General features: G+C 72.1%; 22 protein-coding genes and 1 tRNA gene. 13 read left to right on the top strand and 10 right to left on the bottom strand.

The window, feature by feature from the left end:
- Positions 1-48 precede the first annotated feature (48 nt).
- From HNR13_RS12355 to HNR13_RS12335, 5 genes are all read right to left on the bottom strand, one after another.
- Positions 49-3441: an error-prone DNA polymerase gene (locus HNR13_RS12355; protein ID WP_179609425.1), complete on the bottom strand. Its 3393-nt coding sequence runs from the start codon at positions 3439-3441 to the stop codon at positions 49-51.
- Between the two features lie 87 nt (positions 3442-3528).
- Positions 3529-5100 (bottom strand): DNA polymerase Y family protein, encoded by a 1572-nt coding sequence (locus tag HNR13_RS12350; protein ID WP_179606150.1) that lies wholly within the window; start codon positions 5098-5100, stop codon positions 3529-3531.
- The gene (locus HNR13_RS12345; protein WP_179606148.1) at positions 5101-5796 is read right to left on the bottom strand and encodes a hypothetical protein; all 696 of its coding nucleotides are present in this window, start codon (positions 5794-5796) and stop codon (positions 5101-5103) included.
- 159 nt (positions 5797-5955) lie between these two features.
- Positions 5956-6804, bottom strand: a complete 849-nt coding sequence (locus HNR13_RS12340) for a DUF3097 domain-containing protein (protein WP_179609423.1) — start codon at positions 6802-6804, stop codon at positions 5956-5958.
- A 55-nt stretch (positions 6805-6859) separates the two neighbouring features.
- Positions 6860-7150: a DUF6504 family protein gene (locus HNR13_RS12335; protein ID WP_179606146.1), complete on the bottom strand. Its 291-nt coding sequence runs from the start codon at positions 7148-7150 to the stop codon at positions 6860-6862.
- A gap of 105 nt (positions 7151-7255) precedes the next feature.
- Between HNR13_RS12335 and HNR13_RS12330 the strand changes: the two genes are divergently transcribed.
- Positions 7256-7756: a DUF1707 domain-containing protein gene (locus HNR13_RS12330; RefSeq protein ID WP_179606144.1), complete on the top strand. Its 501-nt coding sequence runs from the start codon at positions 7256-7258 to the stop codon at positions 7754-7756.
- A 9-nt stretch (positions 7757-7765) separates the two neighbouring features.
- Here the strand turns inward: HNR13_RS12330 and HNR13_RS12325 are convergent, their stop codons facing one another.
- The 4 genes from HNR13_RS12325 to HNR13_RS12310 form a co-directional block, all read right to left on the bottom strand.
- Positions 7766-8851, bottom strand: a complete 1086-nt coding sequence (locus HNR13_RS12325) for a VIT1/CCC1 transporter family protein (RefSeq protein ID WP_179606142.1) — start codon at positions 8849-8851, stop codon at positions 7766-7768.
- A complete protein-coding gene (locus HNR13_RS12320; protein ID WP_179606140.1) occupies positions 8848-9828 on the bottom strand; it encodes a helix-turn-helix transcriptional regulator in 981 nt (326 codons plus the stop codon). The genes HNR13_RS12325 and HNR13_RS12320 overlap by 4 nt, the downstream gene beginning before the upstream one ends.
- A gap of 39 nt (positions 9829-9867) precedes the next feature.
- Positions 9868-10833 carry a cation diffusion facilitator family transporter gene (locus HNR13_RS12315; RefSeq protein WP_246312752.1) on the bottom strand — a complete coding sequence of 322 codons (966 nt, stop codon included), beginning with the start codon at positions 10831-10833 and terminating at the stop codon, positions 9868-9870.
- Positions 10834-10953: 120 nt separating this feature from the next.
- Positions 10954-11038 (bottom strand) — tRNA-Leu (locus tag HNR13_RS12310).
- Positions 11039-11162: 124 nt separating this feature from the next.
- Between HNR13_RS12310 and HNR13_RS12305 the strand changes: the two genes are divergently transcribed.
- Together HNR13_RS12305 and HNR13_RS12300 are read left to right on the top strand one after the other, a co-directional pair.
- Positions 11163-12473, top strand: coding sequence for a M20/M25/M40 family metallo-hydrolase (locus HNR13_RS12305; RefSeq protein ID WP_179606136.1), 1311 nt, complete (start codon positions 11163-11165; stop codon positions 12471-12473).
- Between the two features lie 10 nt (positions 12474-12483).
- Positions 12484-13347 (top strand): undecaprenyl-diphosphate phosphatase, encoded by an 864-nt coding sequence (locus HNR13_RS12300; RefSeq protein WP_179606134.1) that lies wholly within the window; start codon positions 12484-12486, stop codon positions 13345-13347.
- 54 nt (positions 13348-13401) lie between these two features.
- Here the strand turns inward: HNR13_RS12300 and HNR13_RS12295 are convergent, their stop codons facing one another.
- Positions 13402-14334, bottom strand: a complete 933-nt coding sequence (locus HNR13_RS12295; protein WP_179606132.1) for a PAC2 family protein — start codon at positions 14332-14334, stop codon at positions 13402-13404.
- 90 nt (positions 14335-14424) lie between these two features.
- On the opposite strand from HNR13_RS12295, the gene HNR13_RS12290 reads away from it, so the two are divergent.
- The 10 genes from HNR13_RS12290 to lnt all read left to right on the top strand — a co-directional run bounded on the left by HNR13_RS12290 (position 14425) and on the right by lnt (position 24784).
- On the top strand, positions 14425-15147 hold the full coding sequence (locus tag HNR13_RS12290; protein ID WP_343063541.1) for an HAD family hydrolase: 723 nt from the start codon (positions 14425-14427) through the stop codon (positions 15145-15147).
- Positions 15144-16196, top strand: a complete 1053-nt coding sequence (locus HNR13_RS12285) for a tRNA (adenine-N1)-methyltransferase (protein ID WP_179606131.1) — start codon at positions 15144-15146, stop codon at positions 16194-16196. The genes HNR13_RS12290 and HNR13_RS12285 overlap by 4 nt, the downstream gene beginning before the upstream one ends.
- Before the next feature lie 66 nt (positions 16197-16262).
- Complete coding sequence (locus tag HNR13_RS12280) at positions 16263-17183, top strand: FKBP-type peptidyl-prolyl cis-trans isomerase (protein ID WP_179606129.1); 921 nt, start codon at positions 16263-16265, stop codon at positions 17181-17183.
- A 20-nt stretch (positions 17184-17203) separates the two neighbouring features.
- Positions 17204-18256, top strand: coding sequence for a WYL domain-containing protein (locus HNR13_RS12275; protein ID WP_179606127.1), 1053 nt, complete (start codon positions 17204-17206; stop codon positions 18254-18256).
- Entirely contained in the window at positions 18249-19223 is a 975-nt protein-coding gene (locus tag HNR13_RS12270) for a WYL domain-containing protein (protein WP_179606125.1), read from the top strand. Before HNR13_RS12275 ends, HNR13_RS12270 begins: the two co-directional genes overlap by 8 nt.
- A 9-nt stretch (positions 19224-19232) precedes the next feature.
- A complete protein-coding gene (locus HNR13_RS12265) occupies positions 19233-19583 on the top strand; it encodes a hypothetical protein (RefSeq protein ID WP_179606123.1) in 351 nt (116 codons plus the stop codon).
- Positions 19584-19586: 3 nt separating this feature from the next.
- Entirely contained in the window at positions 19587-19865 is a 279-nt protein-coding gene (tatA, locus tag HNR13_RS12260) for a Sec-independent protein translocase subunit TatA (RefSeq protein WP_179606121.1), read from the top strand.
- 43 nt (positions 19866-19908) lie between these two features.
- A complete protein-coding gene (tatC, locus tag HNR13_RS12255; RefSeq protein WP_179609420.1) occupies positions 19909-20661 on the top strand; it encodes a twin-arginine translocase subunit TatC in 753 nt (250 codons plus the stop codon).
- A gap of 9 nt (positions 20662-20670) precedes the next feature.
- Positions 20671-23106, top strand: coding sequence for a DEAD/DEAH box helicase (locus HNR13_RS12250; RefSeq protein ID WP_179606119.1), 2436 nt, complete (start codon positions 20671-20673; stop codon positions 23104-23106).
- Positions 23107-23191: 85 nt separating this feature from the next.
- On the top strand, positions 23192-24784 hold the full coding sequence (lnt, locus tag HNR13_RS12245) for an apolipoprotein N-acyltransferase (RefSeq protein WP_179606117.1): 1593 nt from the start codon (positions 23192-23194) through the stop codon (positions 24782-24784).
- The last annotated feature ends 13 nt before the right edge of the window (positions 24785-24797 follow it).

Below are 24797 nucleotides of genomic sequence, written 5' to 3'. Positions count from 1 at the left end.
AATCCGCGTACTCGGCGGTTTTCGCATGATTATTCGCGTACTCGGCTGTTAGCGGAAGTCGCGGGAGGTGGTGCGGATGGCGGTGTCCAGGGGCTCCAGGCGGTCGGCGAGCACGTTGACCACGCCCTCCTCGCTGCGCTCCAGGATGCCGCGGACGATCATCGCCGGCGCCTGCCGGGCCACCCGGCGGTAGCGGTTCCACACCCCGACCGGACAGATGACGTTCACCAGGCCCGTCTCATCCTCCAGGTTGAGGAAGGTCACCCCCGCGGCCGTCGCGGGCCGCTGCCGGTGGGTGACCACGCCGCCCACCTCGATCCGGCGCCCGGACTCCGCTGCCGCCAGGGTGTCGGCCGCCCGCACGCCGCGCGCCGCCAGGGCTGGCCGCAGGAAGCGGATCGGGTGGTCGTCGGTGGAGATCCCGGTGGCCCACAGGTCGCTCGCGAGCTGCTCGGCGGGGGAGAGCATCGGCAGCAGCGGCGGCTGCACCGTGATCGCGGTGCCCGCCAGGTACTCCGGGCGCTCCTGGGCGGCGTTCCCGGCCTCCCAGATCGCCTGCCGCGGGCTCAGTCCGAACCCCTCGAAGGCGCCGGCGGCGGCGAGCGCCTCCAGCTGCGCGACGGTGAGCCCCACCCGGCGGGAGAGGTCGCCCAGGTCGCGGTAGGGGCCGGAGGCCTCGCGCTCGGCGACGATCTTCCCGGCGAGCGTCTCGCCGATGGAGGTCACGCCCGCCAGCCCGAGCCGGACCGCGTGCCCGGCGTCGCGGCGGTGGGCGGCGAAGTCGAGCGGCACGCTGCGGTCGAAGCCGCCGACCGGAGGCTGGTCGTGCTCCAGGCACGGGTCGGTGCCGGTCGGCCCCGGCCGTGCCGGGTCGATGGCCTCCAGCAGCGGGAACACCCCGGAGAGCTGGATGTCCGGCCGGCGCACCACCACGCCGTGCCGCCGGGCGTCGGCCGTGAGCGTGCGCGGCGAGTAGAACCCCATCGGCTGCGCGCGCAGCAGCGCCGCGAGGAACGCGCCGGGGTAGTGCAGCTTCATCCACGAGCTGACGTAGACCAGCAGCGCGAAGCTGATCGCGTGGCTCTCGGCGAAGCCGAAGTTGGCGAACGCCTCGATCTTCTCGTAGATCGCGTCGGCGTCGGCCCCGACGATCCCGTTGTGCGCCATCCCCTCGTAGAGCTTCGCGCGCAGCGCGCCGATCTTCTCGATGCCGCGCTTGGAGCCCATCGCCCGGCGCAGCAGGTCGGCGTCCTCCGCGGTGCAGTCGCCCACCGCGACGGCCATCTGCATGAGCTGCTCCTGGAACAGCGGGACGCCCATCGTCCGCTCCAGCACCGGCACCAGCGCCGGGTGCAGGTAGGTGACCGGCTCCTTGCCGAGCTTGCGGCGGATGTACGGGTGCACGGCGCCGCCCTGGATGGGGCCGGGCCGGATCAGCGCGATCTCGATCACGAGGTCGTAGAAGCTGCGCGGCTGCAGGCGCGGCAGCGTGCCGATCTGCGCCCGGCTCTCCACCTGGAACACCCCGATCGAGTCGGCGCGGCAGAGCATGTCGTAGACGCCGGGCTCCTCCTTCGGGATGCTGTCCAGCGTCCACGTCTCGCCGAGCGACGCCTCGATGGTGCGCATCGAGTAGTCGAGCGCGGAGAGCATCCCGAGCCCGAGCAGGTCGAACTTGACCAGGCCCATCCAGGCGCAGTCGTCCTTGTCCCACTGCAGCACGGTGCGGTTCTCCATCCGCGCGTGCTCGATCGGGCAGACCTCGCCGACGGGCCGGTCGGTGAGCACCATGCCGCCGGAGTGGATGCCGAGGTGCCGCGGGAACTTCAGCACCTGCTGGGCGAGGTCGACGACGGCCTCCGGGATGTCGTGCTCGTCGGTCGTCGTGACCTTGCTCCACGAGTCGATCTGCTTGCTCCAGGCGTCCTGCTGCCCGGTTGAGTGGCCGAGCGCCTTCGCCATGTCGCGCACGGCGTTCTTCGGCCGGTAGGTGATGACGTTGGCGACCTGGGCGGCGTTGTGCCTGCCGTACTTGGCGTAGACGTACTGGATGACCTCCTCGCGCCGGTCGGAATCGAAGTCGACGTCGATGTCGGGCTCCTCCTCGCGCATGGAGGAGAGGAACCGCTCGAACGGCAGGTCGTACTTGATCGAGTCCACCGCGGTGATCCCGAGCAGGTAGACCACCGCCGAGTTCGCCGCCGAGCCGCGGCCCTGGCAGAGGATGCCGCGGCTGCGGGCGAACTGGACGATGTCGTGGACGATGAGGAAGTAGCCGGGGAAGTCCTTCGCCTCGATCACGTCCAGCTCGCGCTCGATGCGCTCCCGCTTGGCCGGGTTCCGGTCGAGGTCGGGGTAGCGCTCGGCGGCGCCGCGCCAGGTGAGCTCGCGCAGCCAGCTCATCGGGGTGTGGCCCTCCGGGACCTCCTGCTTCGGCAGCTTCGGCCGGGCGCTGCGCAGCCGGAACGCCAGGTCGTCCGCGATGTCGGCGGTGCTCTCGACGGCGCCGGGGTAGCGGGCGAACCGGGCGGCCATCTCCCGGCCGCTGCGCAGGTGGGCGGCGGCGGAGGCCGGCAGCCAGCCGTCCATCTCGTCCAGGCTGCGGCGGGCACGCACGGCCGAGACCGCGGTCGCGAGCGGGTACTGGGCGGGCGTGGCGTAATGGACGTTGTTGGTGGCCACGACCGGGAGGCCGAGCCGGCCGGCGATCCGGGCGAGCACGTCGTTGTCGGTGCTGTCGCGCGGGCCGCCCTGGTCGATGAGCTCCACCAGCACGTTGTCGCGGCCGAACAGCTCGGCGAGCCGGGCGACCTCCCGCTCGGCGGCCCGCTCGCCGTGCTCGGCCAGCGCGAGGCGCACGTCGCCCTTGCGGCAGCCGGTGAGCACCATCCACTCGCCGCCGGACTGCTCGGCGAGGGTCGGGAGGTCGTACACCGGGCGGCCCTTCTCCTCGCCGGCGAGCTGGCCGGCGGTGATGGCGGCGGCGAGCCGGTGGTAGCCGGACTGCTGCCGGGCGAGCAGGACGAGGTGGCTGCCCTCCGGGTCGGCCTCGCCGTTCTGCGGCCGGCTGAGCGAGAGCGACAGCTCGGCGCCGAACACGGTCTTGACGCGCTCGTAGGCTTCCGCGGCCTCGGCGAGGCGGACGACGCCGTAGAAGCCGTCGTGGTCGGTGAGGGCGAGGCCGTGCAGGCGCAGCCGGGTGGCCTCCTCCAGCAGCTCCTCCGGCGCGCTGGCGCCGTCGAGGAAGCTGAAGGTGCTGTGCGCGTGCAGCTCGGCGTAGCGGACATGGCCTTCGTCCGGTTCGTCCGGCATCGCCTGCGGCACGTACTTCTGCCGCTTGCGGGAGGACGGCCGCTCCGGCTGCTCCTGCTCGCTGACGCGCCGCCCGCTCAGCCGCCGCTCGAACTCGGCCCACGGGATCGGCGGGTTGTTCCAGCCCATCAGCGCGGCCCTCCCTGCATCCACGTGGCAGAACACGCCGTCTGGAGGTCGGGCCACGCGGCATGTCCTGCCAGGTGGACGTGCGCGCTAGTCATAGCGGGCCTCCGCGAACCAGGCGGTGCCGGTGAGGGCGAGCAGCCAGGCCGTCCCGTCGGCGTCGACCAGCTGGAAGCGGTGCATGGCGCGGGCGAGCGTCGCGTCCCACCAGCGCTCGCGCACCGGCCACGGGCCGGCCCAGGAGTCCACCGGCCGGGCGTCGCGGGCGGCGCCGGTGGGGGAGAAGCTCACGATCGGGGCGGTGACGTCGCCGCGGTCGGTGACCTCCACCGGCTCGCCGGCCGCGTTCAGCACCGCCACCGGCCGCGGCACCTCGAACACCGTGGAGGGCGCGGGCGCCGGCAGCGACCCCGGCCAGGGCCGGTCGGAGCGGGCGACGCCCACCGGCCGGTCGCCCCACGGCACCAGCACCTGCCGGTCGGACAGCGCCCGGCCGCCGCCGATCGTGGCGGTGACGACGGCGTCGTGGCCGAGCATCCCCTGCACACGGGTGAGGCCGTGGTGGATGCGCTCGTCCGCCCCGCCGCCCCACAGACCGTCCTCGTGGTGGCCGATGTCGTCCACGGCCTCCGGCGCGACGGCGACCTTCGCGATCGGGGAGGCCAGCCCGGAGTCGATGGAGCCGGCGCCCTGCAGCTGCCAGCGCACCCGGTCCACCACGTCGGAGGCCGAGAACAGCCGAGGGTGCTGCCAGCTGCGCTCGCTCACCCTCCCGCGCTCGTCGGTCACCTCGATGCGCAGCGACGTGCACACCAGCCCGGCCTTGGTGAGCCCGGCCACGAACTGCTCGGCCGTGCCGCGGAACGCGAACGTCACCTGATCGACCCGGTCGAGGGGAGGCTCGAACTCGATCGCCCGGTCGAGCACCTTCGGCGGGGTGCGCGGCACCACGGCGGCGCCGTCCATCCCGCTGGCCAGGTCGTGGGCGTGCTCGCCGCGCTCCCCGAACCGCTCCCGGACGTCCAGCCGGTCGAGCCGGGCCAGGTCGCCGAGGGTGCGCAGGCCCAGCCGGCGCAGCAGCGGGGTGAGGTCGGCGAGGCCGAGCCGGGCGACCGGCATCGGCGCCAGGAAGGCGGGGGAGCCGCCGGGCGGGACGATGCGGACGCGGGCGGCGGCCCCGGTGGTGCGGGCGGCCTGCTCGGCGGCGAACGGTCCGTCGGCGATCCCGATCCGCACGTCGTCGAGCGCGAGCCCGGTCACGTCCTCCAGCCCCTCCAGGCAGCGCAGCAGCTCGGCGGCCGCTGCCTCCTCGCCGCCGTAGTAACGCGCGGGTCCGCGCGCCCGCAGCACGCAGGTGCCCGGCCGCACGGCCTGGACGCCCGGCGTGATCTCCTCGATCGCGGTCAGCACCGGCTCGAACGCGCGCGCGTCCAGCACCGGGTCGTAGAGGACGATCTCCAGCTGCGGACAGCGCGACTGCGCCTCCCGGACCCGGAGCCCGCGGGTGACGCCGTCGGCGCGGGCGTGCGCGGAGCAGGCGAACACCATCCCCTTCTCGACCAGCGCCAGCGGCACGTCCGCCGGCAGGTCGAGACGCTGCCGGGCGGCGATGACCGGCCAGTCGGGGCACCAGAGCACGATCGCGCGGGTGACCTGGCGCATCTAGCTCACCGCCTCCAGGCGGGTGGGCGCGGATGCGCGGAACGTCTCGTCGACCGCCGGCAGCCAGAGCTCGGCGCGGCGCCGCGGTCCGGCCCCGCCGCGCGGCGCCGCCTCCACCGTCACCCGCCGGGAGGAGAGGTAGCCGGCGCCGGCGCCCAGCCCGTCCCAGCCGCTGCGGACGACGGAGAGCGCCGCCTCCGCCTGCGGCCAGTCGCCGGCGACGACGAGCGTGGCCTCCCGCTGCCGCAGCCGCGCGGTCAGCCGGGCGACGTCGCCGCTCTTCGGCCGCTCCGGGGGCGCGACGGCGATCACGCCGAGCACGTCGGCCATCGCGGCGGTGACGGTCAGCCACTGCGGCCCGGGGTGCGGCACCAGCACGAGCCGCTCCAGGTCGATGCCGAACCGCCCGGCGGCCTCCGCGCCGAAGTCGGGCATCCCGACCACGCCGCACCAGGCGCCCGCCGCGCTCGGCCCGGCGAGCATCGCCATCAGGAGCGTGGTGGAGCCGTGCACCGTGTAGGCGGCGCCGGCCTTGAGCGCGCCACCGGGCAGCAGTGCGGCGAGCGCCGGATGCGTCTCCAGCCGCCGCGCGTCCAGCTTGGTCGCCTGCATCTGGCGGATGCGTGACTGCAGCTCGTGCACCTGCGCCCGGTCGGCGACCGGGTCGGGGAAGGTGCGTGCGACTGCCAGGGACATACGTCTATTTTCGAACACATGTTCGAATACCGCAAATGGATTCTGGTGCGCGAAAGTGCGCCCTGGCTCCGTTTGCGAAAACAGGAGAAACGGTCCGGAACTCCTGCCGAGCGTGGTTCCGCAGGAGTGCAGGCGCGTGTTGCGGCGGAATCTCCTGCGCTACGCGCGGGGGAGGGGTTCGGTTACGAAGTCGATCAGCTGCTCCACCCGGCCGAGGAGGGCGGGCTCCAGGTCGGCGTAGCTGCGCACCTGGCCGAGGATCCGCTTCCAGGCCCGCGCGATGTCGGCCTGCGTCTCGTGGGGCAGCCCGAGCGCGGCGCAGATGCCGTGCTTCCAGGACACGGAGCGCGGGATCGACGGCCAGGCCTCCAGCCCGACCCGCGCCGGCTTCACCGCCTGCCAGATGTCGATGTAGGGGTGCCCGACCACGAGCACGTGCGCGCCGAACGGCCCCCGGGCCACCTGCTCCGCGATACGGCTCTCCTTGGACCCGGGCACCAGGTGGTCGACCAGCACGCCGATCCGGCGGCCGCGGTCGGGCGCGAACTCGCGCACGATGGCGTCGAGGTCGTCCACGCCCTCCAGGTACTCCACGACGACCCCCTCCACGCGGAGGTCGTCGCCCCAGACGCGCTCGACCAGCTCGGCGTCGTGCCTGCCCTCCACGAAGATGCGGCTGGCCCGGGCGACGCGCGCCTTCTGCTCGCCGACCGCGAAGGAGCCGGAGGCCGTGCGCCCGCGGCCGGCGGGGGCGCGGCTCGGCACGACGAGCTTCACGGGCTCCCCGTCGATCAGGAAGGACGCGCCGAGCGGGAACACGCGCTTCGCTCCGAAGTAGTCCTCCAGCTCGACCGTCTGCGCCTCCAGCCGCACGATCGCGCCGCAGAACCCGGTGGCGGCCTCCTCGATCACCAGGTCGCGCACGGCCTCCACGGTCGGCACGGTCTTCCGGCCGGCGTTCTTCCAGTCGGTGGCCAGCACATCGGAGCCGTAGCGGTCGTCGTCCATCACGTTGAGAGAGGGTAGGCGATGCGCGGCGGCGGGTGGCGGAGGCTCCCCGGCGTCAGTCGAAGATCCGCACCAGCCGCCAGCTGCGGTCGTCGGCGTCGTGCCGCACGTCGAACACGTGGGCGACGCCGCCCTCGCTCGTCGCCTGGAACCGCCAGCCGCCGATCTCCCGCGGCAGCGCCCCGACGCCGTACCGGTGCTCGCCGAACGGCCGCCACCACACGGAGATCTCGGCCCACACCGTCGGGGTGTCGCTGACCCGGTAGCGCGTCGAGCGCCAGACCAGGCGGGTCGGGATGCCGTCCTCGGTGGTCCACACGGCCACCGCCTCGTCGATGTCGGTCATGAGCGCGGGTTCCTCTCGATCGAACGTATGTTCGAAATGCAAGTGTAAACCTGCGGACCGACGGAGCGCACCCGGGATACCGGTCGTACTGCCATACTGAACCGCATGACAGACTTCGGGGATCCGTCGAACGCGTCGCTGCGCCTGAGCAACGACGAACGGGAGCGCGCCGTCGCCGCGCTGCAGTCGCACGCCGCGCAGGGGAGGCTGAGCGACGCCGAGCTGCAGTCGCGGGTCGCGGCCGCGCGGTCGGCCATCACCCGCGGCGACCTGCAGCCGCTGTTCGGCGACCTGCCCGGCGTCCTCCACCTCGACGGAGCAGGGCAGGCGAGCGCGCCGCCCTCCGACCGTGCCGCCGCCGCGTGGCAGGCGTCGCAGCCCGGCCCGAGCCCGTACGGCTACCCGCCGGCGCCCGGCGAGCACGGCCGCCCGGTCAACCGCTGGGGGCTGCTGGTCGTCTCGATCATGCCCTTCGTCGCCGTCATCCTGTTCTTCCTGACCGGGATGGCGTGGGGCTACGCCTACAGCTGGCTGTGGTTCCTGCTCATCCCGCTGGCCGGGGCGCTGGTGTACGGCGTCGACGGGGGAGACCGGAGACGGCGCTGACGCCGCCGCTCAGCCGACCGTCGCGCCGAACAGCAGCCCGAGCAGGTACGTCGCGGCCGCCGCGCCGTAGCCGATCGCGAGCTGCCGCAGCGCCCGCTTGAGCGGCGACGCACCGGACAGCAGGCCGACGATGGCGCCCGTCCCGAGCAGCACCAGCCCGACGAGCACCGCCGCCACCACGATCGCGGTCGTGCCGGTCAGGCCGAACAGGAACGGCAGGATCGGGATGAGCGCGCCGGACGCGAAGAAGCAGAAGCTCGAGATGGCGGCGCTCCAGCCGTTGCCGACCGCCTCGTGCTCGTCCTCCTCCGAGCGCTGCACTGCGACCGGCGACGTGTAGGCGCCGAGCGTCGACAGCACCTCGTGGGCGTGCGCCTGCGCTTCCTGCTGGTCCATCCCCCGCGCCCGGTAGACCAGGGTCAGCTCGTTGGCGTCGACGTCGAGGTGGGGAAGCGCCGAGCTGGTCGCCGGGTTCGGGCTGGAGGCCTCCAGCAGCTCGCGCTGCGACCGCACCGAGACGTACTCGCCCGCTCCCATCGACAGCGCCCCGGCGAGGAGACCGGAGACGCCGGTCAGCAGGACGACGTGGCTCGGGACGCTGCTCGCCGCGACGCCGAGCACGAGCGCCAGGTTGCTGACCAGGCCGTCGTTGGCGCCGAAGACCGCGGCGCGGAACGTCCCGGAGAGCCGCTGCCGGCCGCGGGCGGCGAGCGCGCGCACGACCTCCTCATGCACCTGCTCGTCCGCCGCCATCTGCGGCGTCGCGTCGGCGTCGTCGGCGTAGGGCGACCTCGCCTCGGCGCGCTGCGCGAGCGCGAGCACGAACACCGACCCGAACCGGCGGGCGAGGAAGCCCAGCATGCGGGTGCGGATGTCGCCGCGCAGCGGCTTGCCGACCTGGTCGCCCAGGAGACCCAGCCAGTGCTGCTCGTGCCGGCGCTCCGCCTCCGCCAGGGCGAGCAGGATCTCGCGCTCCTCGCCCTCGCGCCGCCCGGCGAGGTCGCGGTAGACCGCGGCCTCGGCGCGCTCGTCCGCGAGATAGCGGCGCCAGCGCGTGATCTCGGCGGGGGTGGGGGTGCGCTCGGGGGTGCTCATCGGTTGACGAGTCTAGCCGCGCTGCCGAATCGTTCCCCCCAGAGCGCCGCCAGCTCCCTGACCTCCTCCGGCCCCTCGATCGTGAAGGGTGCGCCGACGGCGGCGAGCCCGAAGAGCGCCCACTCGGCGGAGTCCGCGGTGATCCGCACCCGGGTCCGTGCCGTGCCGTCCGCCGCGGCCGGCTCCGCGGACGCGGCGGCCCAGCGGCCGATCGCCTGCTCCACATCGGCGAGCGGCGCATGGACGACGGCGTCGACGAGCAGCGAGTCGACGGCGCCGGCGAGAGAGGCGCGGACGTACTCGGCGGCGTCCGCCGCGGGCAGCGCGCGCGGCCGGAACCGGGCGCCGGTCGGGCGCGGCTCCGCCATCCGGTCGAGCCGGAAGCTGCGCCAGTCGAACCGGCCGAGGTCGTAGGCGACGAGATACCAGCGCCGGCCGACGGACACCAGCCGGTGCGGCTCGACCGTGCGCTCCGAGGCCTCCCCGTCGCGGCGCACGTAGGAGAACACCAGCCGCTCCTCGTCGCGGCAGGCCTGCGCGACGACAGTCAGCAGCTCCGCGTCCACGACCGGACCCGGGCGCAGCTCGGAGGCGAGCGTCGCGACCCGCAACGCGTCCACGCGCCGCCGGAGCCGGGGCGGCATGACCTGGACCACCTTGGCGAGCGCGCGGACCGACGCGTCCGCGACGCCCGCGACACCGCTCTGCGCGGCGGTGCGGAGCCCGACGGCGAGCGCCACGGCCTCCTCGTCGTCCACCACGAGTGGGGGCAGCGACGCCCCGGCCGCGAGCTGGTAGCCGCCGGCGACGCCGCGGGTGGCGTCGACCGGGTAGCCGAGGTCGCGCAGCCGCTCGACATCGCGGCGGAGCGTGCGCGGCGACACCTCCAGCCGGTCGGCGAGCTCCTGGCCCGGCCAGTAGCGGTGCGTCTGCAGGAGCGACAGGAGCTGGAGCGTGCGCGAACCGGTGCTGGCCATGTCCCCAGTGTGCCGCCTCATCCGGTCGGGATGTGACCGCTATCTCGGCTCAAGCGCGTCCGGGTCGTGCGGCAGCAGCGAGGGGGCGCCCCGCCGGGACAGCGTGAGCACGGCCTCGGCGACATGCTCGTTGCGCTGGATCGCCTGCTCGACCGCGTACAGATCGTCGGCGACATCGGACTCCGGGTCGTCGCCGATCAGGTCGACGGCGGCGACGAGGAACACCCGCTCCGGTCCCACGTACTCCAGATGCAGATAGGTGACCCGCTCGACCTGCGGATGCTGCAGGAGCGACACGAGCGCCGCCTGGTTGACCCGGTCCGGCGCCGGCTCGCCGAGCAGGAAGCGCCGGTTGCGGTCGATCAGCACGACCGCGACGACCGCCAGCAGGATGCCGACCAGGATGGAGCCGACCGCGTCGAACACGGCGTTGCCGGTGAGTTCGTGGAGGAGCACGCCGAAGAACGCGATGACCAGGCCGATGAGGGCGGCGGCGTCCTCCGCGACGACCGCGCGCAGTGTCGGGTTGGAGGTGCTGAGGATGTGCTCCAGCGTCCCGGTGTCGCGTTCGGCCGCCCTCGACCGGGCCTGGCCGTAGGACTGCACGAACGAGAAGCTTTCGAACACGAAGGCGACGGCGAGCACGATGTAGTTGATCAGGTAGTCGGTGTCCGGCTCTCCGCTGCCGAGCTGGGCGAACCCGTGCAGGATCGACACGACGGCGCCGGCCGTGAACAGCCCGACGGCGGCGAACAGCGACCAGACGTACGCCTCCCGGCCGTAGCCGGTGGGGTGGAGGTCGTCCTGCGGCCGGCGCGCGCGCCGCTCGGCCTGCAGCAGGAAGACCTCGTTGCCGGAGTCCGCCCAGGAGTGCGCCGCCTCCGCGACCATCGACGCGGACCCGGTGATGATCGCCGCGATCGTCTTCGCGAGCGCGACGAGGATGTTCGCGCCGAGCGCGAAGAGGACCGTGAACAGACTCTGCTCCGACGGCTTGGGGGACATGATCGTCACCATACGACCACCACGGCGGCGACGGCAGCACCTCGAAAGCCGTGACGTAGTAACAAGGCGTGACGTAATAACACGAAGGCCCCGATCTCTGATCGGGGCCTTCATCCTGTGTGTCCGAGGGGGGACTTGAACCCCCACGCCCTATACGGGCACTAGCACCTCAAGCTAGCGCGTCTGCCATTTCCGCCACCCGGACGGGTGTTTCCGGCCGCCGATCGTTCCGGCTGCCGAAGAAAGACATTAGCACGAAACGTTCACCCGCTCCGACATCGTCGCGCACCCCGGGCGTGGCGGGTGGGAGCGCCCGGTAGCGTGGACGCATGACCGACACTCCCGACACCGCCCTCGACGAGACCGCCGTCATCGCGCGCGACCTCATCCGGTTCGACACCACCAACTACGGGGAGGGCCGGTCCAACGGCGAGACCGACGCGGCCGAGTACGTCGAGGCGCGGCTGCGCGCGCTCGGCCTCGCCCCACAGCTGTTCGAGTCCGACCCGGGCCGCACGAGCGTCGTCGCCCGCGTGGAGGGCCGCAACAGCGCCAAGCCCGCCCTCGTCGTGCACGGCCACCTGGACGTCGTCCCCGCCGACCCGCGCAACTGGTCGGTCGACCCGTTCGGCGGCGTGGTGAAGGACGGCCTGCTCTGGGGCCGCGGCGCGGTCGACATGAAGAACATGGACGCCATGATCCTGACCGCGGTGGGCGACATCCTGGCCGCGGGGGAGCAGCCGGAGCGCGACCTGGTGCTCGCCTTCTTCGCCGATGAGGAGGACGGCGGCCGGCGCGGCTCGCACTTCCTGGTCGACACCCAGCCGCAGCTGTTCGCCGGGGCCACGGAGGCCATCAGCGAGGTCGGCGGCTACTCGATCGAGCTCGGCGGCCGGCGCGCGTACCTGCTGCAGACCGGGGAGAAGTCCCTGGTCTGGATCAAGCTGATCGCCCGCGGGCGCGCCGCGCACGGGTCGCGGCTGATCCGCGACAACGCCATCACGAAGCTGGCGGAGGCGGTGGTCGCGATCGGCAGGCGGGAGTGGCCGATCCAGCTGACCGACACCACCACCCGGCTCGTGGCCGAGCTCGGCCGGCTCCTCGACGTCGACCCGGAGCAGGTCGGCCCGGACGAGGTCGTCATCCGCACCGGCACCGCCGCCGGCTTCATCCTCGCCACGCTGCGCACCACGAGCAATCCGACGCTGCTGGAGGCCGGCTACAAGCACAACGTCATCCCGGACACCGCCGAGGCGCTGGTCGACATCCGGACGCTGCCGGGCGAGGAGGACCGCGTGCTCGCGGAGGTCCGTGAGCTGATCGGCGACGACGTGGAGATCCAGGTCATGCACCGCGACATCGGCCTGGAGGCGGAGTTCGGCGGCGAACTGGTGGACGCGATCACCGGCACCCTCGAGCGGCACGATCCCGGCGCCCCCGTGCTCCCGTACCTCCTCTCCGGGGGCACCGACAACAAGGCGCTGAGCCGGCTCGGGATCACCGGTTACGGCTTCGCGCCGCTGCGACTGCCGAGCGACCTCGACTTCCCCGGGATGTTCCACGGCGTCGACGAGCGGGTGCCGTTGGAGGCGCTAGTGTTCGGCAGGTCCGTCCTGCGCGACCTGCTGCGCAGCTACTGAAAGAGCTTTCGTGGAATTCCTCAACGCCCTCATCCTGGGTGTCGTCCAGGGACTCACCGAGTTCCTGCCGATCTCCTCCAGCGCCCACATCCGCATCGTCGGGACGCTGCTGGGCACCGGAGCAGACCCCGGCGCCCGCTTCACCGCGATCATCCAGCTCGGCACCGAGGCCGCGGTGCTGCTGTACTTCTGGCGCGACATCGCGCGCATCGTCAGCCGCTGGTTCCAGGCCCTGCTCGGCCGGATCCCGCGCAACGATCCCGACGCCCGGATGGGCTGGCTGGTGATCGTCGGCAGCGTCCCGATCGTGGTGCTGGGGCTGCTCTTCCAGGACGCGATCGAGACGACCTTCCGCTCGCTCTGGATCGTGGCGACGACGCTCATCGTCTTCGGCATCCTGCTCGGCGTCGCCGACCGCGTCGGCGCGAAGACCCGGCGGCTGAAGGAGCTCACCTGGGGGAACGGGATCGTCTTCGGTTTCGCCCAGGCGCTCGCCCTGATCCCCGGCGTCTCGCGCTCCGGCGGCACGATCACGGCCGGCCTGTTCATGGGCTACCAGCGCCGTGCGGCCGCGCGCTACTCGTTCCTGCTGGCGATCCCCGCCGTGTTCGGCAGCGGGCTGTACCAGCTGTTCAAGGCGTTCAAGGAACCCTGCACGGAGGCGCTGGCCCAGGCAGGCACGTGCACCGCCGAGGTGTTCGGCCCGGTCGAGACCGCGGCCGCGACGGTCGTCGCCTTCGTGGTCGGAATCGTCGTGATCGCCTTCTTCATGGGCTACATCTCGCGGCGCAGCTTCCTGCCGTTCGTCGTCTATCGCATCGGGCTCGGCGGGCTGCTGATGGTCCTGCTGGGGACGGGCACGCTGGAGGCCTGATGGCCGCGCGACACGCCAGGGACGACAGGAGGCGCGGGTGAATTCGGGCGGGAATCAGCCCCGGCGCGGGTCGTCGCCCGCCTTGCCGTCGCGGCCGTCCCGCCCGTCGCCGCGGCGGCGGAGGTAGCGCTCGAACTCCTGGGCGATCGCCTCGCCGCTGGCCTCGGGGGAGTCGACGGTGTCGCGGGCCTGCTCCAGCTGCTGGATGTAGGCGGCCATCTCCTCGTCGTCGGAGGCGAGCGCGTCGATCCCGGCCTCCCAGGCGGCGGCCTCCTCGACCAGCGACCCGCGCGGGATCGTGACGTCGACCAGCTCTTCGAGCTTGTCGATGAGGGCGAGGACCGCCTTCGGGCTCGGCGCGTTGTGCACGTAGTGCGGCACGGACGCCCAGATCGAGATGGAGGGGATGCCGACGTCCTCCGCACCCTCGGCGAGCGCGCTGAGGATGCCGACCGGCCCCTCGTAGGTGGAGCGCTCGATGCCGAGCTCGGCGCGCACGGCCGCCGACTCGCTGGAGGCGAAGACCGAGATCGGCCGGGTGTGCGGAACGTCGGCCAGCATCGCGCCGAGGAAGACGATCACGCCGATGTCCTCGGCGAGCGCGGCGTCCATGATCTCGGCCGTGAAGCTGCGCCAGCTGCGCGACGGCTCCGTGCCGAGCAGGAGGTAGATGTTGCCGGAGTTGTCGCCGGTGACGTCGAGCTCGGCGTCGCCCGCGAGCGCGTCGCCGACCCTCCCCGGCCGGGCGGGGCCCATGACGACCGCGGACGGCCAGACCAGGCGCCTGCGGCCGTCGTCGTCGGTGACCACCGGGCGGTTGAACTGGAAGTCGAAGTAGAGCTCCGGATCCACTTCGGCGATGGGGACGACGTCGAGCTGCTCCTTGAGCGTCTTCACGGCGCCGCTGGCCGCTTCGCCTGCGTCGTTCCACCCTTCGAAGGCCACAACCAGGATGCGGCCGCCGAGGATGTTCTTCGCGTCAGTCACGTGGCGTACTCGTCCTCTCGGTCGGCGCCCGTTCGGCCGCCGTATCCACCAAGGATAGGCCCCGACCCCGTCGCGATAGACTTGCCGGTCGTGACCGATCTGACCACGCACCCGCTGCCGGCCGCCGTCCTCTGGGACATGGACGGCACCCTCGTCGACACCGAGCCGTACTGGATGGCCTCCGAGCAGGAGCTCGTCGGCTCGTTCGGCGGCACCTGGACCCACGATGACGGACTGCTGCTGGTCGGCCTCGGGCTCTGGAACTCGGCCGAGATCCTGCGCTCGCGCGGGGTGGCGATGGACCCGGACGAGATCGTGCACTGGCTGACCGAGCGGGTGCGCCAGCGGCTGGCCGAGCAGGGCGTCCCGTGGCGGCCCGGCGCGCGCGAGCTGCTCCGGTCGCTGCGCGATCAGGGTGTGCGCACAGCGCTGGTGACCATGTCGGTGCGCAGCATGGCGGAGCAGATCGTCGCGGCCATCCCGTTCGACGCCTTCGACATCATCGTCAGCGGCGACGAGGTCATCGAGCCGAAGCCGCATCCGGCGCCGTACCTGCGCGCCGCCGAGCTGCTGGGCGTCGAGCCCGGCGACGCCGTGGCGATCGAGGACTCCCTGGTCGGGCTGTCCTCGGCCGTGGCGTCGGGGGCCGCGACGATCGGCGTCCCGCACATCGTGCCGCTGCCGGAGTCGGACGAGCACACGCTGTGGGACACGCTGGAGGGCCGCACGGCCGACGACATCGCGGCCGTGGCCGCCGGGCGGCGCGCCGTCATCGATCAGCCGACCGTCATCGATCAGGAGGACGCACGATGAGCGCCGAGAACTCGAGCGAGGGCCGTCGGAGCTCCGGCCCGTTCCGGGTGGGCGACCGCGTCCAGCTGACCGGCCCCAAGGGCCGCATGAACACGATCACCCTGGAGCCGGGCAAGCTCTTCCACAGCCACCGCGGCGTGCTGGCGCACGACGCCATCATCGGCCTGCCCGACGGCTCGGTCGTCGTCAACAACGCCGGCGTCGAGCACCTGGCGCTGCGCCCGCTGCTCAACGACTTCGTCATGTCGATGCCGCGCGGCGCCGCGATCATCTACCCGAAGGACGCCGCGCAGATCCTCGCGCTGGCCGACATCTTCCCCGGCGCCACGGTCGTGGAGGCCGGCGTCGGCTCCGGCGCGCTGTCGCTGTGGCTGCTGCGCGCGATCGGTCCGGAAGGCCGGTTGCTGTCGTTCGAGCGCCGCGAGGAGTTCGCCGATGTGGCCCGCGCCAACGCAGCGACCTTCCTCGGCGGGGACCCGGCGAACTGGACGGTCACCGTCGGCGACCTGCAGGAGGAGCTGACCGCCGCCGTCGAGCCGGCGAGCGTCGACCGGGTGGTGCTCGACATGCTCGCGCCGTGGGAGACGCTGGACGCCGTCACCGCGGCGCTGAAGCCCGGCGGCGTCGTGCTCTGCTACGTCGCCACGGTGACGCAACTCTCCCGCGTCGCCGAGGCGATCCGCGCGACCGGCCACTACACGCACCCGCAGTCGAGCGAGACGATGGTCCGCGGCTGGCACGTCGAGGGCCTCGCCGTGCGCCCCGACCACCGGATGATCGCCCACACCGGCTTCCTGATCACCGCCCGCCGCCTGGCGCCGGACACCGTCCTGCCCGAGCTCAAGCGCCGGCCGTCGAAGAGCGACTACGACGACGCCGACGTCGAGGCCTGGACGCCCGGCGCGCTGGGGGAGCGGCAGTCGAGCCCGAAGAGCCTGCGCAAGCGGATGCGGGAGGCCGAGGCCAGCGCGGCGCTCGCCCGCGACGGCGGCGCGGAGGCCGCGGCGGACGCCGGCGCCGGTGACGAGCGCGACCCGCACGTCGACTAGCATGGATGAGGTCGTGAGGCGCGCTGCCTGACGCTCCTCCCCACCGTTCGCATCGAAAGAGGACCCGTGCGCACTGCTACCGCACTCGGAAGATCGTCCGCTGCCCTCCTCGCCGTCGGCATCGCCGCCGCGGCGCTGACCGGATGTTCGTCCAACCCGAACGCCGACTGCGGCTCCGCGCTGAAGAGCGGTCAGGCGTCGTCGCTGGTGACGGCCACGGGACCGATCGGCAGCGAGCCGACGATCAGCATGCCGACGCCCGTCGACACGACGACGTCGCAGCGCACGATCCTCACCACCGGGACCGGCCAGCCGGTCATCAACGGCCAGATGGTCGAGATCCAGTACACGCTCCTCGACGGCCAGACCGGCCAGGTCGGCGAGAAGGGCAGCTACGGCGGCGACACCACGCCGATCACGATCGGCAACTCCAACGCCGCCATCAGCAACGGCCTGCTCTGCGCGCCGGTCGGCTCCCGCGTCGCCGTCGCGATCTCGCCGAAGGACTCCGGCGGCGCCGGGTCGGGCAACACGACGATCCTCGTCGCCGACATCATGCACGCCTACCTGCCCGCGGCCAACGGCGCCGTCCGTCCCGCGGTCTCCGGCTTCCCGACCGTCGTGCTCGCGCCGACCGGCCAGCCGGGCATCACGATCCCGTCCTCCGGCGGCGCCCCCAAGACGGTGCGCAGCGAGGTCCTCAAGGAGGGCGACGGCGAGGAGGTCAAGGCCACCTCGCAGGTCGTCCTGCACTACACCGCCGTGGGCTGGGACCAGAAGAACGTGGTCATGAGCAGCTGGCAGAGCAAGTCGCCCGACATCGTGTCGATGAGCACCGGGCAGAGCGCGCTCAACCAGGCGCTGCCGCAGGAGGTCCTCAAGCCGCTGATCGGCCAGAAGGTCGGCTCGCAGCTGGTCATCGAGGCACCGGCCAACGGCAACGTCCCCGCCGCCGCCTGGGTGGTCGACATCCTCGGCATCCGCTGACTCCCGACTAGGATGGTCGGGTGCCCCGATCCTCGTCTTCGCCCGCGCGCGTCCCGGTCGAGGAGCGTCTGTTCAGCCTCGTGCTGGCGCTGCTCGCGACCGAGAACGGCCTGACGAAGAACGAGATCCTCTCGACCGTCCAGGGCTACCGCCAGCGCTACGAGGCGCACGGCGACAACAGCAGCCTGGAGCGCCAGTTCGAGCGCGACAAGGACGACATCCGCGAGCTCGGCGTGCCGCTGGAGACCGTGGAGTCGCCGGAGGCGGCCGGGAACAACCAGCTGCTGCGCTACCGCATCCCGAAGGGCGCCTACGACCTCCCGCAGGACGTGGTCTTCTCCCCGGAGGAGATCACCCTGCTCGGCCTGGCCGCCACGGTCTGGCGCGAGGGGTCGCTGTCGGGGGAGTCGCGCCGCGCGCTCATGAAGCTGCGCTCGCTCGGCGTGGAGGCCGACGAGCCGGTCGTCGGCTACGCGCCGCGGCTGCGCGCGCGGGAGAGCGCGTTCGACCCGCTCAGCCAGGCGCTGGAGCGGCACGCGATCGTCCAGTTCCCCTACCTCAAGCCCGGTGAGAGCGCGTCCCGCGTGCGCACGGTGGCGCCGCTCGCGCTCGTGCAGCACCAGGGCCGCTGGCACCTGCAGGGCATCGACCAGGAGGCCGGCGGCTCGCGCACCTTCCTGCTCTCCCGGATGGTCGGCCCGGTCAAAGTCACCAACCGCACCTTCGTGCCGGAGGGAGACGACTTCGCCGAGCGCGCGCTCGAGGACCTCGAGCGGATCTGGGCGGCCAACGTGGCCGAGATCGAGGTGACGGCGGGAACCGACGCCGCGACGCGGCTGCGCAAGCGCTACGGCGACGCCGTCCCCGCCGAGCACCCGGGCGGGGCGTTCCGCCTGACCGTGAACTTCTCCGACATCAACATCCTCGCCGACCAGCTCGCGGCGTTCGGCCCGGAGGTGCTGGTGCTCTCGCCCGAGGAGCTGCGCGGCAAGGTGGTCGACCGGCTGATCGCGGTCGCCGAGGCGCACGAGCGGCCCGCTCCGGGCGCGGGGGAGGGACGGGGCCGTGGCTGAGCGCAGGCGACCGATGCAGGCGCAGGACAAGCTGGCGTTCCTGCTGGCGCTGGTGCCGTACCTGATGGACCGCGACCGGGTGACCGTCGCGGAGGCCGCCGAGCACTTCGGCGTGGACGAGGAGAGCATGCGCGACGCCGTGCGGCTCATCGCCGTCTCCGGCATCCCCGGCGAGACGAACGCGTACCAGCCGGGCGACCTGTTCGACATCTCCTGGGACGAGTTCGAGGACAACGACCGCATCGTCCTCACCCACCAGGTCGCGATCGACGACTCGCCCCGGTTCTCCGCCCGCGAGGCCGCCGCGCTCATCGCGGGCCTCCAGTACCTGACCGCGCTGCCGGAGAACGCCGACCGCGACGTGATCGGCTCGCTGATGGCCAAGCTCGCCCGCGGCGCGTCCGCGGCGCCCAGCCAGGTCGCTGTCGCCCGCTCGGAGTCGGACGAGGCGCTCGCCACCATCCGGGAGGCCGTCATCGCCGGCACCCAGCTGGAGTTCGACTACCTCAACTCGCGCGGCGAGCGCGAGCGCCGCCGGGTCGACCCGCTGCGCGTCGAGTCCGCCGACCAGGACTGGTACCTGCGCGGCTGGGACCACCTGCGCACGGCGATCCGGACCTTCCGGCTCGACCGCATCGACGGCCTGGTCGCCACCGCGGAGCCGATCACCTACCGGCCGGGCGACCTCAAGCTGCCGGAGACGCTGTTCGAGGGGACGCCGGAGGACCAGTTGGTCACCGTCGAGGTCTCCGCGTCCGCCGTCCCGCTCATCGAGGACTACATCCCGGACGGCGCGCCGCGCCAGGAGCGGGACGGCGTCATCCGCACGAGCGTCCGCGTCGCCCACTTCCACGGTCTCAAGCGCCTCGTGGCGGGCCTCGCCGGCGTCCTGACCGTGCTCGACCCGCCGGAGGCCAGGCAGCTCGTCGCGGAATGGGCGCGTGCGGGCGCCGACCGCTACCGTTAGGCTCCCTCCATGCCGTGGTGGTCGTGGGTCGTCATCTGGGTCGTGCTGGTGCTCGGCCTGCTGGGCATGCTCGCGTTCTTCGCCTGGTGGCTGTTCCGCAAGGTGATGGCAGCCGGCCGCGAGGCGAGCGCGCTGATCGACAAGGCCGACCTGCTCAGGCAACGGTCGGATGACATGCGGTACGCTGAGTTTCACAGCGCGGTCTTCGCCGATGCGGAAGAGCTCAGGGCTCAGCGCGAGCAGGCCGTGGCCGACCGTCAGGTCGCACGGCAAGCTCGCAGAGATCGGCGGGTCCAGCGCGGTAAAATACTCGTCAACGCGGACCCGTTCCGCTACTCGTACTTGAACAAAAGGACGTAAATCATGCTCGGCGGCCTCACCGGATGGCACCTGCTCATCATTCTCGCGGTCATCCTGCTCCTCTTCGGTGCGCCCAAGCTCCCCGCGCTCGCCAAGAGCATCGGTCAGTCCATGCGGATCTTCAAGGGCGAGGTCGACGAGATGAAGAAGGACGGCAAGGACGGCTCCGCCGACGCGGGCGCCGACACGTCCTCCGCGCCCAGCGCCGCGGCGCCCAGCGCCCCCGCGCCCACCGGTCCTGCTCCCAGCTCCGACTCGACCGAGTCCAAGCCGAAGCAGTAGCTGAGTGGCCTCCACCAAGCGAGGCAAGAACCGCGAAGGCCGGATGTCGCTGGCCGAGCACTTCATCGAGCTTCGTAAACGTCTGTTCCGCGCTGCGCTCGGCCTGCTGGTCGGCGCGGTCGTGGGCTGGATCCTCGCGGGTCCCGTGATGGACGCCCTGCGCTCCCCGATCACCGAGATCGCGAAGCAGCAGGGCCGCGAAGCCATGCTCAACTACGGCAGCATCACCGGAGCGTTCGACCTCAAGATGCAGATGGCGATCACCATCGGCGTGATCGTCTCGAGCCCGGTGTGGCTGTGGCAGATCTGGGCGTTCTTCGTCCCGGCCCTGACGCGCAAAGAGCTCAAGTACGCGTTCGGGTTCTTCTTCACGGCGGTGCCACTGTTCATCGCGGGCGGGGTGGCCGGCTGGCTGCTCGTGCCGCACATGGTCGGGCTGCTGACCAGCTTCGCGCCGGAGCAGGACTCCGCGATCATCGACGCGAAGACCTACATCGACTTCGTCACCAAGCTCGTCCTCGCGGTCGGCGTCGCGTTCGTGCTGCCGGTCTTCCTGGTCCTGCTCAACTTCGTCGGCGTGCTGAGCGCCAAGTCGATCATCGCCTCGTGGCGCTGGGCGATCATCCTGATCGCGCTCTTCACCGCCATCGCCACCCCCGCGGCCGACGTGCTCTCGATGTTCCTGCTCGCGGTGCCGATGGTGCTGCTCTACTTCGGCGCCTACGCCGTGGCCTGGCTGCACGACCGCCGCGCGGCCAAGGCGGCGATGCGACTGGAGGCCGAGCTCGCGGCATAGGCTGGTCGCGTGACCGACCAGCAGCAGCTCTCCCCGGCCGAACGCTTCGCCGCCTCCCGGCAGCGGGCCCAGCAGCCTCTGCTGGAGACGTTCCGGGCCGGGCTGCGATTCGACCTGGACCCCTTCCAGCGCGAGGCCTGCGCGAGCCTGGAGAACGGTCGGAGCGTGCTGGTCGCGGCGCCGACCGGAGCGGGAAAGACCATCGTGGCGGAGTTCGCGGTGTTCCTCGCCATGCGCGAGGCGAATTCGAAGGTGTTCTACACCACGCCGATGAAGGCCCTGAGCAATCAGAAGTTCCAGGAGTTCGTCGAGGCGTACGGACCGGAGTCCGTGGGTCTCCTGACCGGCGACACCAACATCAACTCGCACGCCCGCATCGTGGTGATGACCACCGAGGTGCTGCGCAACATGCTGTACGCCGACTCCGACCTCCTCGGCGACCTCGCCTACGTCGTGATGGACGAGGTGCACTACCTGGCCGACCGGTTCCGCGGGGCCGTGTGGGAGGAGGTCATCATCCACCTCCCGCAGCAGGTCCGGATGGTCTCGCTCAGCGCGACGGTGTCCAACGCCGAGGAGTTCGGCGACTGGCTGCAGGCCGTGCGCGGCGACACCGATGTCGTCGTGTCGGAGGAACGCCCGGTGCCGCTGGAGCAGCACATCCTGATGCGCTCCAAGCTGATCGACCTGTTCGACTCGTCCGGGCTGGCTGCGACCAACCGGGTGAACCCGGAGCTGGTGCAGATGGCGCGCTACGGCGGCCGCGTCCTCTCCGGCCGGCAGACCCGCGACGTCGGGCGCTACCACTCGCGCGGCGGCCGCCCCGACACGTTCCGGATGAACCGGCCCGACATCGTGCGGCTGCTGGACGAGCACAACCTGCTCCCGGCGATCTTCTTCATCTTCAGCAGGAACGGCTGCGACGCTGCCGTCCGGCAGACGCTCCGCGAGGGCGTCCGGCTCACCGAGGCGCGCGAGCGCGACGAGATCCGCGCGATCGTGGAGGAGCGCTGCCGCACGCTGCTCGACGAGGACCTGGCGGTCCTCGGCTACTGGGAGTGGCTGGAGGGCCTGGAGCGCGGCGTCGCGGCACACCACGCCGGCATGCTGCCGGCCTTCAAGGAGGTCGTGGAGGAGCTGTTCCGGCGCAAGCTGGTCAAGGTCGTGTTCGCGACCGAGACGCTGGCGCTCGGCATCAACATGCCCGCCCGCACCGTCGTGCTGGAGAAGCTGGAGAAGTTCAACGGCGAGGCCCGCGTGCCGATCACGCCGGGGGAGTACACCCAGCTCACCGGGCGCGCCGGTCGCCGCGGCATCGACGTCGAAGGCCACTCCGTGATCCAGTGGGAGGACGGCCTCGACCCGCAGTCGGTCGCGTCGCTGGCCTCCCGGCGCAGCTACCCGCTCAACTCCAGCTTCCGGCCCACCTACAACATGGCGGTCAACCTCATCGACCAGTTCGGCCGGACGCGGACCCGGGAGATCCTGGAGTCGTCGTTCGCGCAGTTCCAGGCCGACCGCGCCGTGGTGGACCTGGCCCGCAAGGTGCGGCAGCAGGAGGAGTCGCTCGCCGGCTACGAGAAGGCGATGGAGTGCCACCTCGGCGACTTCCGCGAGTACTCGCGCATCCGCCGCGAGCTCAGCGACCTGGAGAAGAAGGGCCAGCGCATCGAGAACGCCTCCAAGGCCGAGCGCGAGCGCCGGCAGCGCCAGCTCGCCGCGCTGCGGAAGCGGATGAAAGAGCACCCGTGCCACCGCTGCCCGGACCGCGAGCAGCACGCCCGCTGGGCCGAGCGCTGGTGGAAGCTGAAGCGCGACACCGACCGGCTGAGCGCGCAGATCCAGTCCCGCACCGGCGCCGTCGCGAAGGTCTTCGACCGGGTGTCCGACGTGCTGCTGGAACTCGGCTACCTGACCGAGGAGGACGGCGAGACCGCCCTCACCGTGCACGGCCGCACGCTCAAGCGCATCTACGGCGAGCGCGACCTCCTCGTCGCCGAGTGCCTGCGCCGCGGGTACTGGAAGGAGCTCGACGCCGCCGGCCTCGCCGCCATGGCGTGCGCACTCGTCTTCGAGCCGCGCCGCGACGACGGCCTGGCGCACGACCGCAACCTCCCGCGCGGCGCCTTCCGGCCCGCACTGGAGCGCACGACCGATCTGTGGGCCAGGCTGGACGACCTGGAGCGCGACAACCGCCTCCCGGGCAGTGAGCCCGTCTCAACCGCGCTCGCGCTGGCGATGCATCAGTGGGCGCGCGGCGCGGCGCTGGACGTGGTGCTCCGCGAGGCGGACATGGCCGCCGGCGACTTCGTGCGCTGGGCGAAGCAGACCATCGACCTCCTGGATCAGCTCTCGCTGGTCGCGCAGGGCAACGTCGGGCGTACCGCGCGACAGGCTCTGGAGTCGATCCGCCGCGGCATCGTGGCGTACTCGGCCGTTGCCTGAGGGGGCGCCGTTGCCTGAGGGGACGCAGGTGCCTGAGTCCACGGCTGTGAGGGACGCCGAGCGTGATGCTTTAGGCTCTCCCTTCGTGACCCGAACGCCGCGCGCCCGCCGATCGCGGCGCGCTGCGCTGCCGCCGGCGCCGCTGCCGCTCTGGCTCGCGGTCCTCGTCGCGATCGGCGCCGGTCCCGTCCTCGCCGCCGGCTTCCCCGGGCAGAACCTGTGGCCGCTGACGTTCGTCGGCATCGGGATGGTGCTGCTCGCGCAGCGCGGCCGGACGTCGGGGAACGCATTCCTGGTCGGCTGGCTCGCGGGCGAGGCGTTCTACCTGGTGCACGTCTCCTGGACCTCGCTGTACCTCGGGCCGGTGCCGTGGGTCGCGCTCTCGACCCTGGAGGCGCTGTTCTGGGGCGCAGGCGGCGTCCTGCTCACCCTGGCCTACCGCTGGGTGCCGCGAGCGTGGCCGGGCATCGCCGGGCGGCTCGGCTTGGTGCCCGTGATCGTCGCAGGGCTCTGGGTGCTCCGGGAGTACGTGACGGGCAACTGGCCCTACGGCGGCTTCTCCTGGGGCCGGGTAGCGGAGTCGCAGTCGCTGAGCCCGTACGCGCCGCTGGTGGCCTGGCTCGGCATCTCCGGCCTGAGCTTCGTGATGGTCTGGCTGGTCGCCCTCCTGATCGAGCTGTTCTTCGCGGTCGACGTGCGCGCGCTCGTGCGCGGCGCCGTCGCCGCCGGCGCCATCGCGCTGGTGCTCGCGGTGCCGTCGTGGCCGGCGACGACGCACGGGACCACCCGCATCGCCGCGGTGCAGGGCAACGGGCCGGCCGGGTACTTCGACAACGCGCCGGAGGGGGCGGTCCTGGACACCCAGATCACCGAGACGCTCAAAATCCCGGCGTCGCAGTCGACCGGGGACAAGAAGCTCGACATGGTCGTCTGGCCGGAGGGCGCCGCCCAGCCGGACCCCACGCGCGACCCGGGCACAGCCTCCGTCCTGGACCTGTTGAGCCGCAAGTTCGGCGCTCCGTTCATCGTCGGGACGATCACCTACCGCGACGGCAAGTACTTCAACACGTCGCTGCAGTGGGAGGCGGGCAAGGGCGCCGTCGACTACTACGACAAGAAGCACCCGGTCCCGTTCGGCGAGTACGTGCCCGACCGCTCGTTCTGGCGACCGCTCGCCCCGAGCCTCATCGACCTGATCGGCCGCGACTACTCGCCGGGGACGCGCGACAACGTGTTCGACGTCGGCGGCGTCCGCGCGGGCATCTCGATCTGCTTCGACATCGTCGACGACCAGCTCCTCACCGACATGATGGACGATGGCGCGCAGGTCATCCTGGCGCAGACGAACAACGCCGACTTCGGCAAGACCGACGAGAACGAGCAGCAGCTCGCGATCGCCCGGCTGCGCGCGATCGAGTCGGGACGCGCCCTGGTGAACATCTCGACGGTCGGCAGCAGCCAGATCATCGCCCAGGACGGGAAGACCATCACCGAGATCCCGCCGTTCCAGCCCGGCCACATGGTCGCGGACGTCCCGCTCGGCACGACCACCACCCCGTCGACGCTGCTCAGCCGCGGCATCGAGTTCCTCGTGGCCGGCCTCGGGCTCTTCGGCCTGCTGGCGGCAGCGCTCTGCCGCAGACTGCCGGCGCCCGTGATCAGAAAACCGCCGGCATGAGAAAGCCGCTCCC

Source organism: Leifsonia shinshuensis, from assembly GCF_013410375.1.
Lineage (GTDB): Bacteria > Actinomycetota > Actinomycetes > Actinomycetales > Microbacteriaceae > Leifsonia > Leifsonia shinshuensis.
The sequence above is the reverse complement of the archived record's forward strand: the minus strand, read 5'-3'. Positions and strand labels throughout refer to the sequence as shown.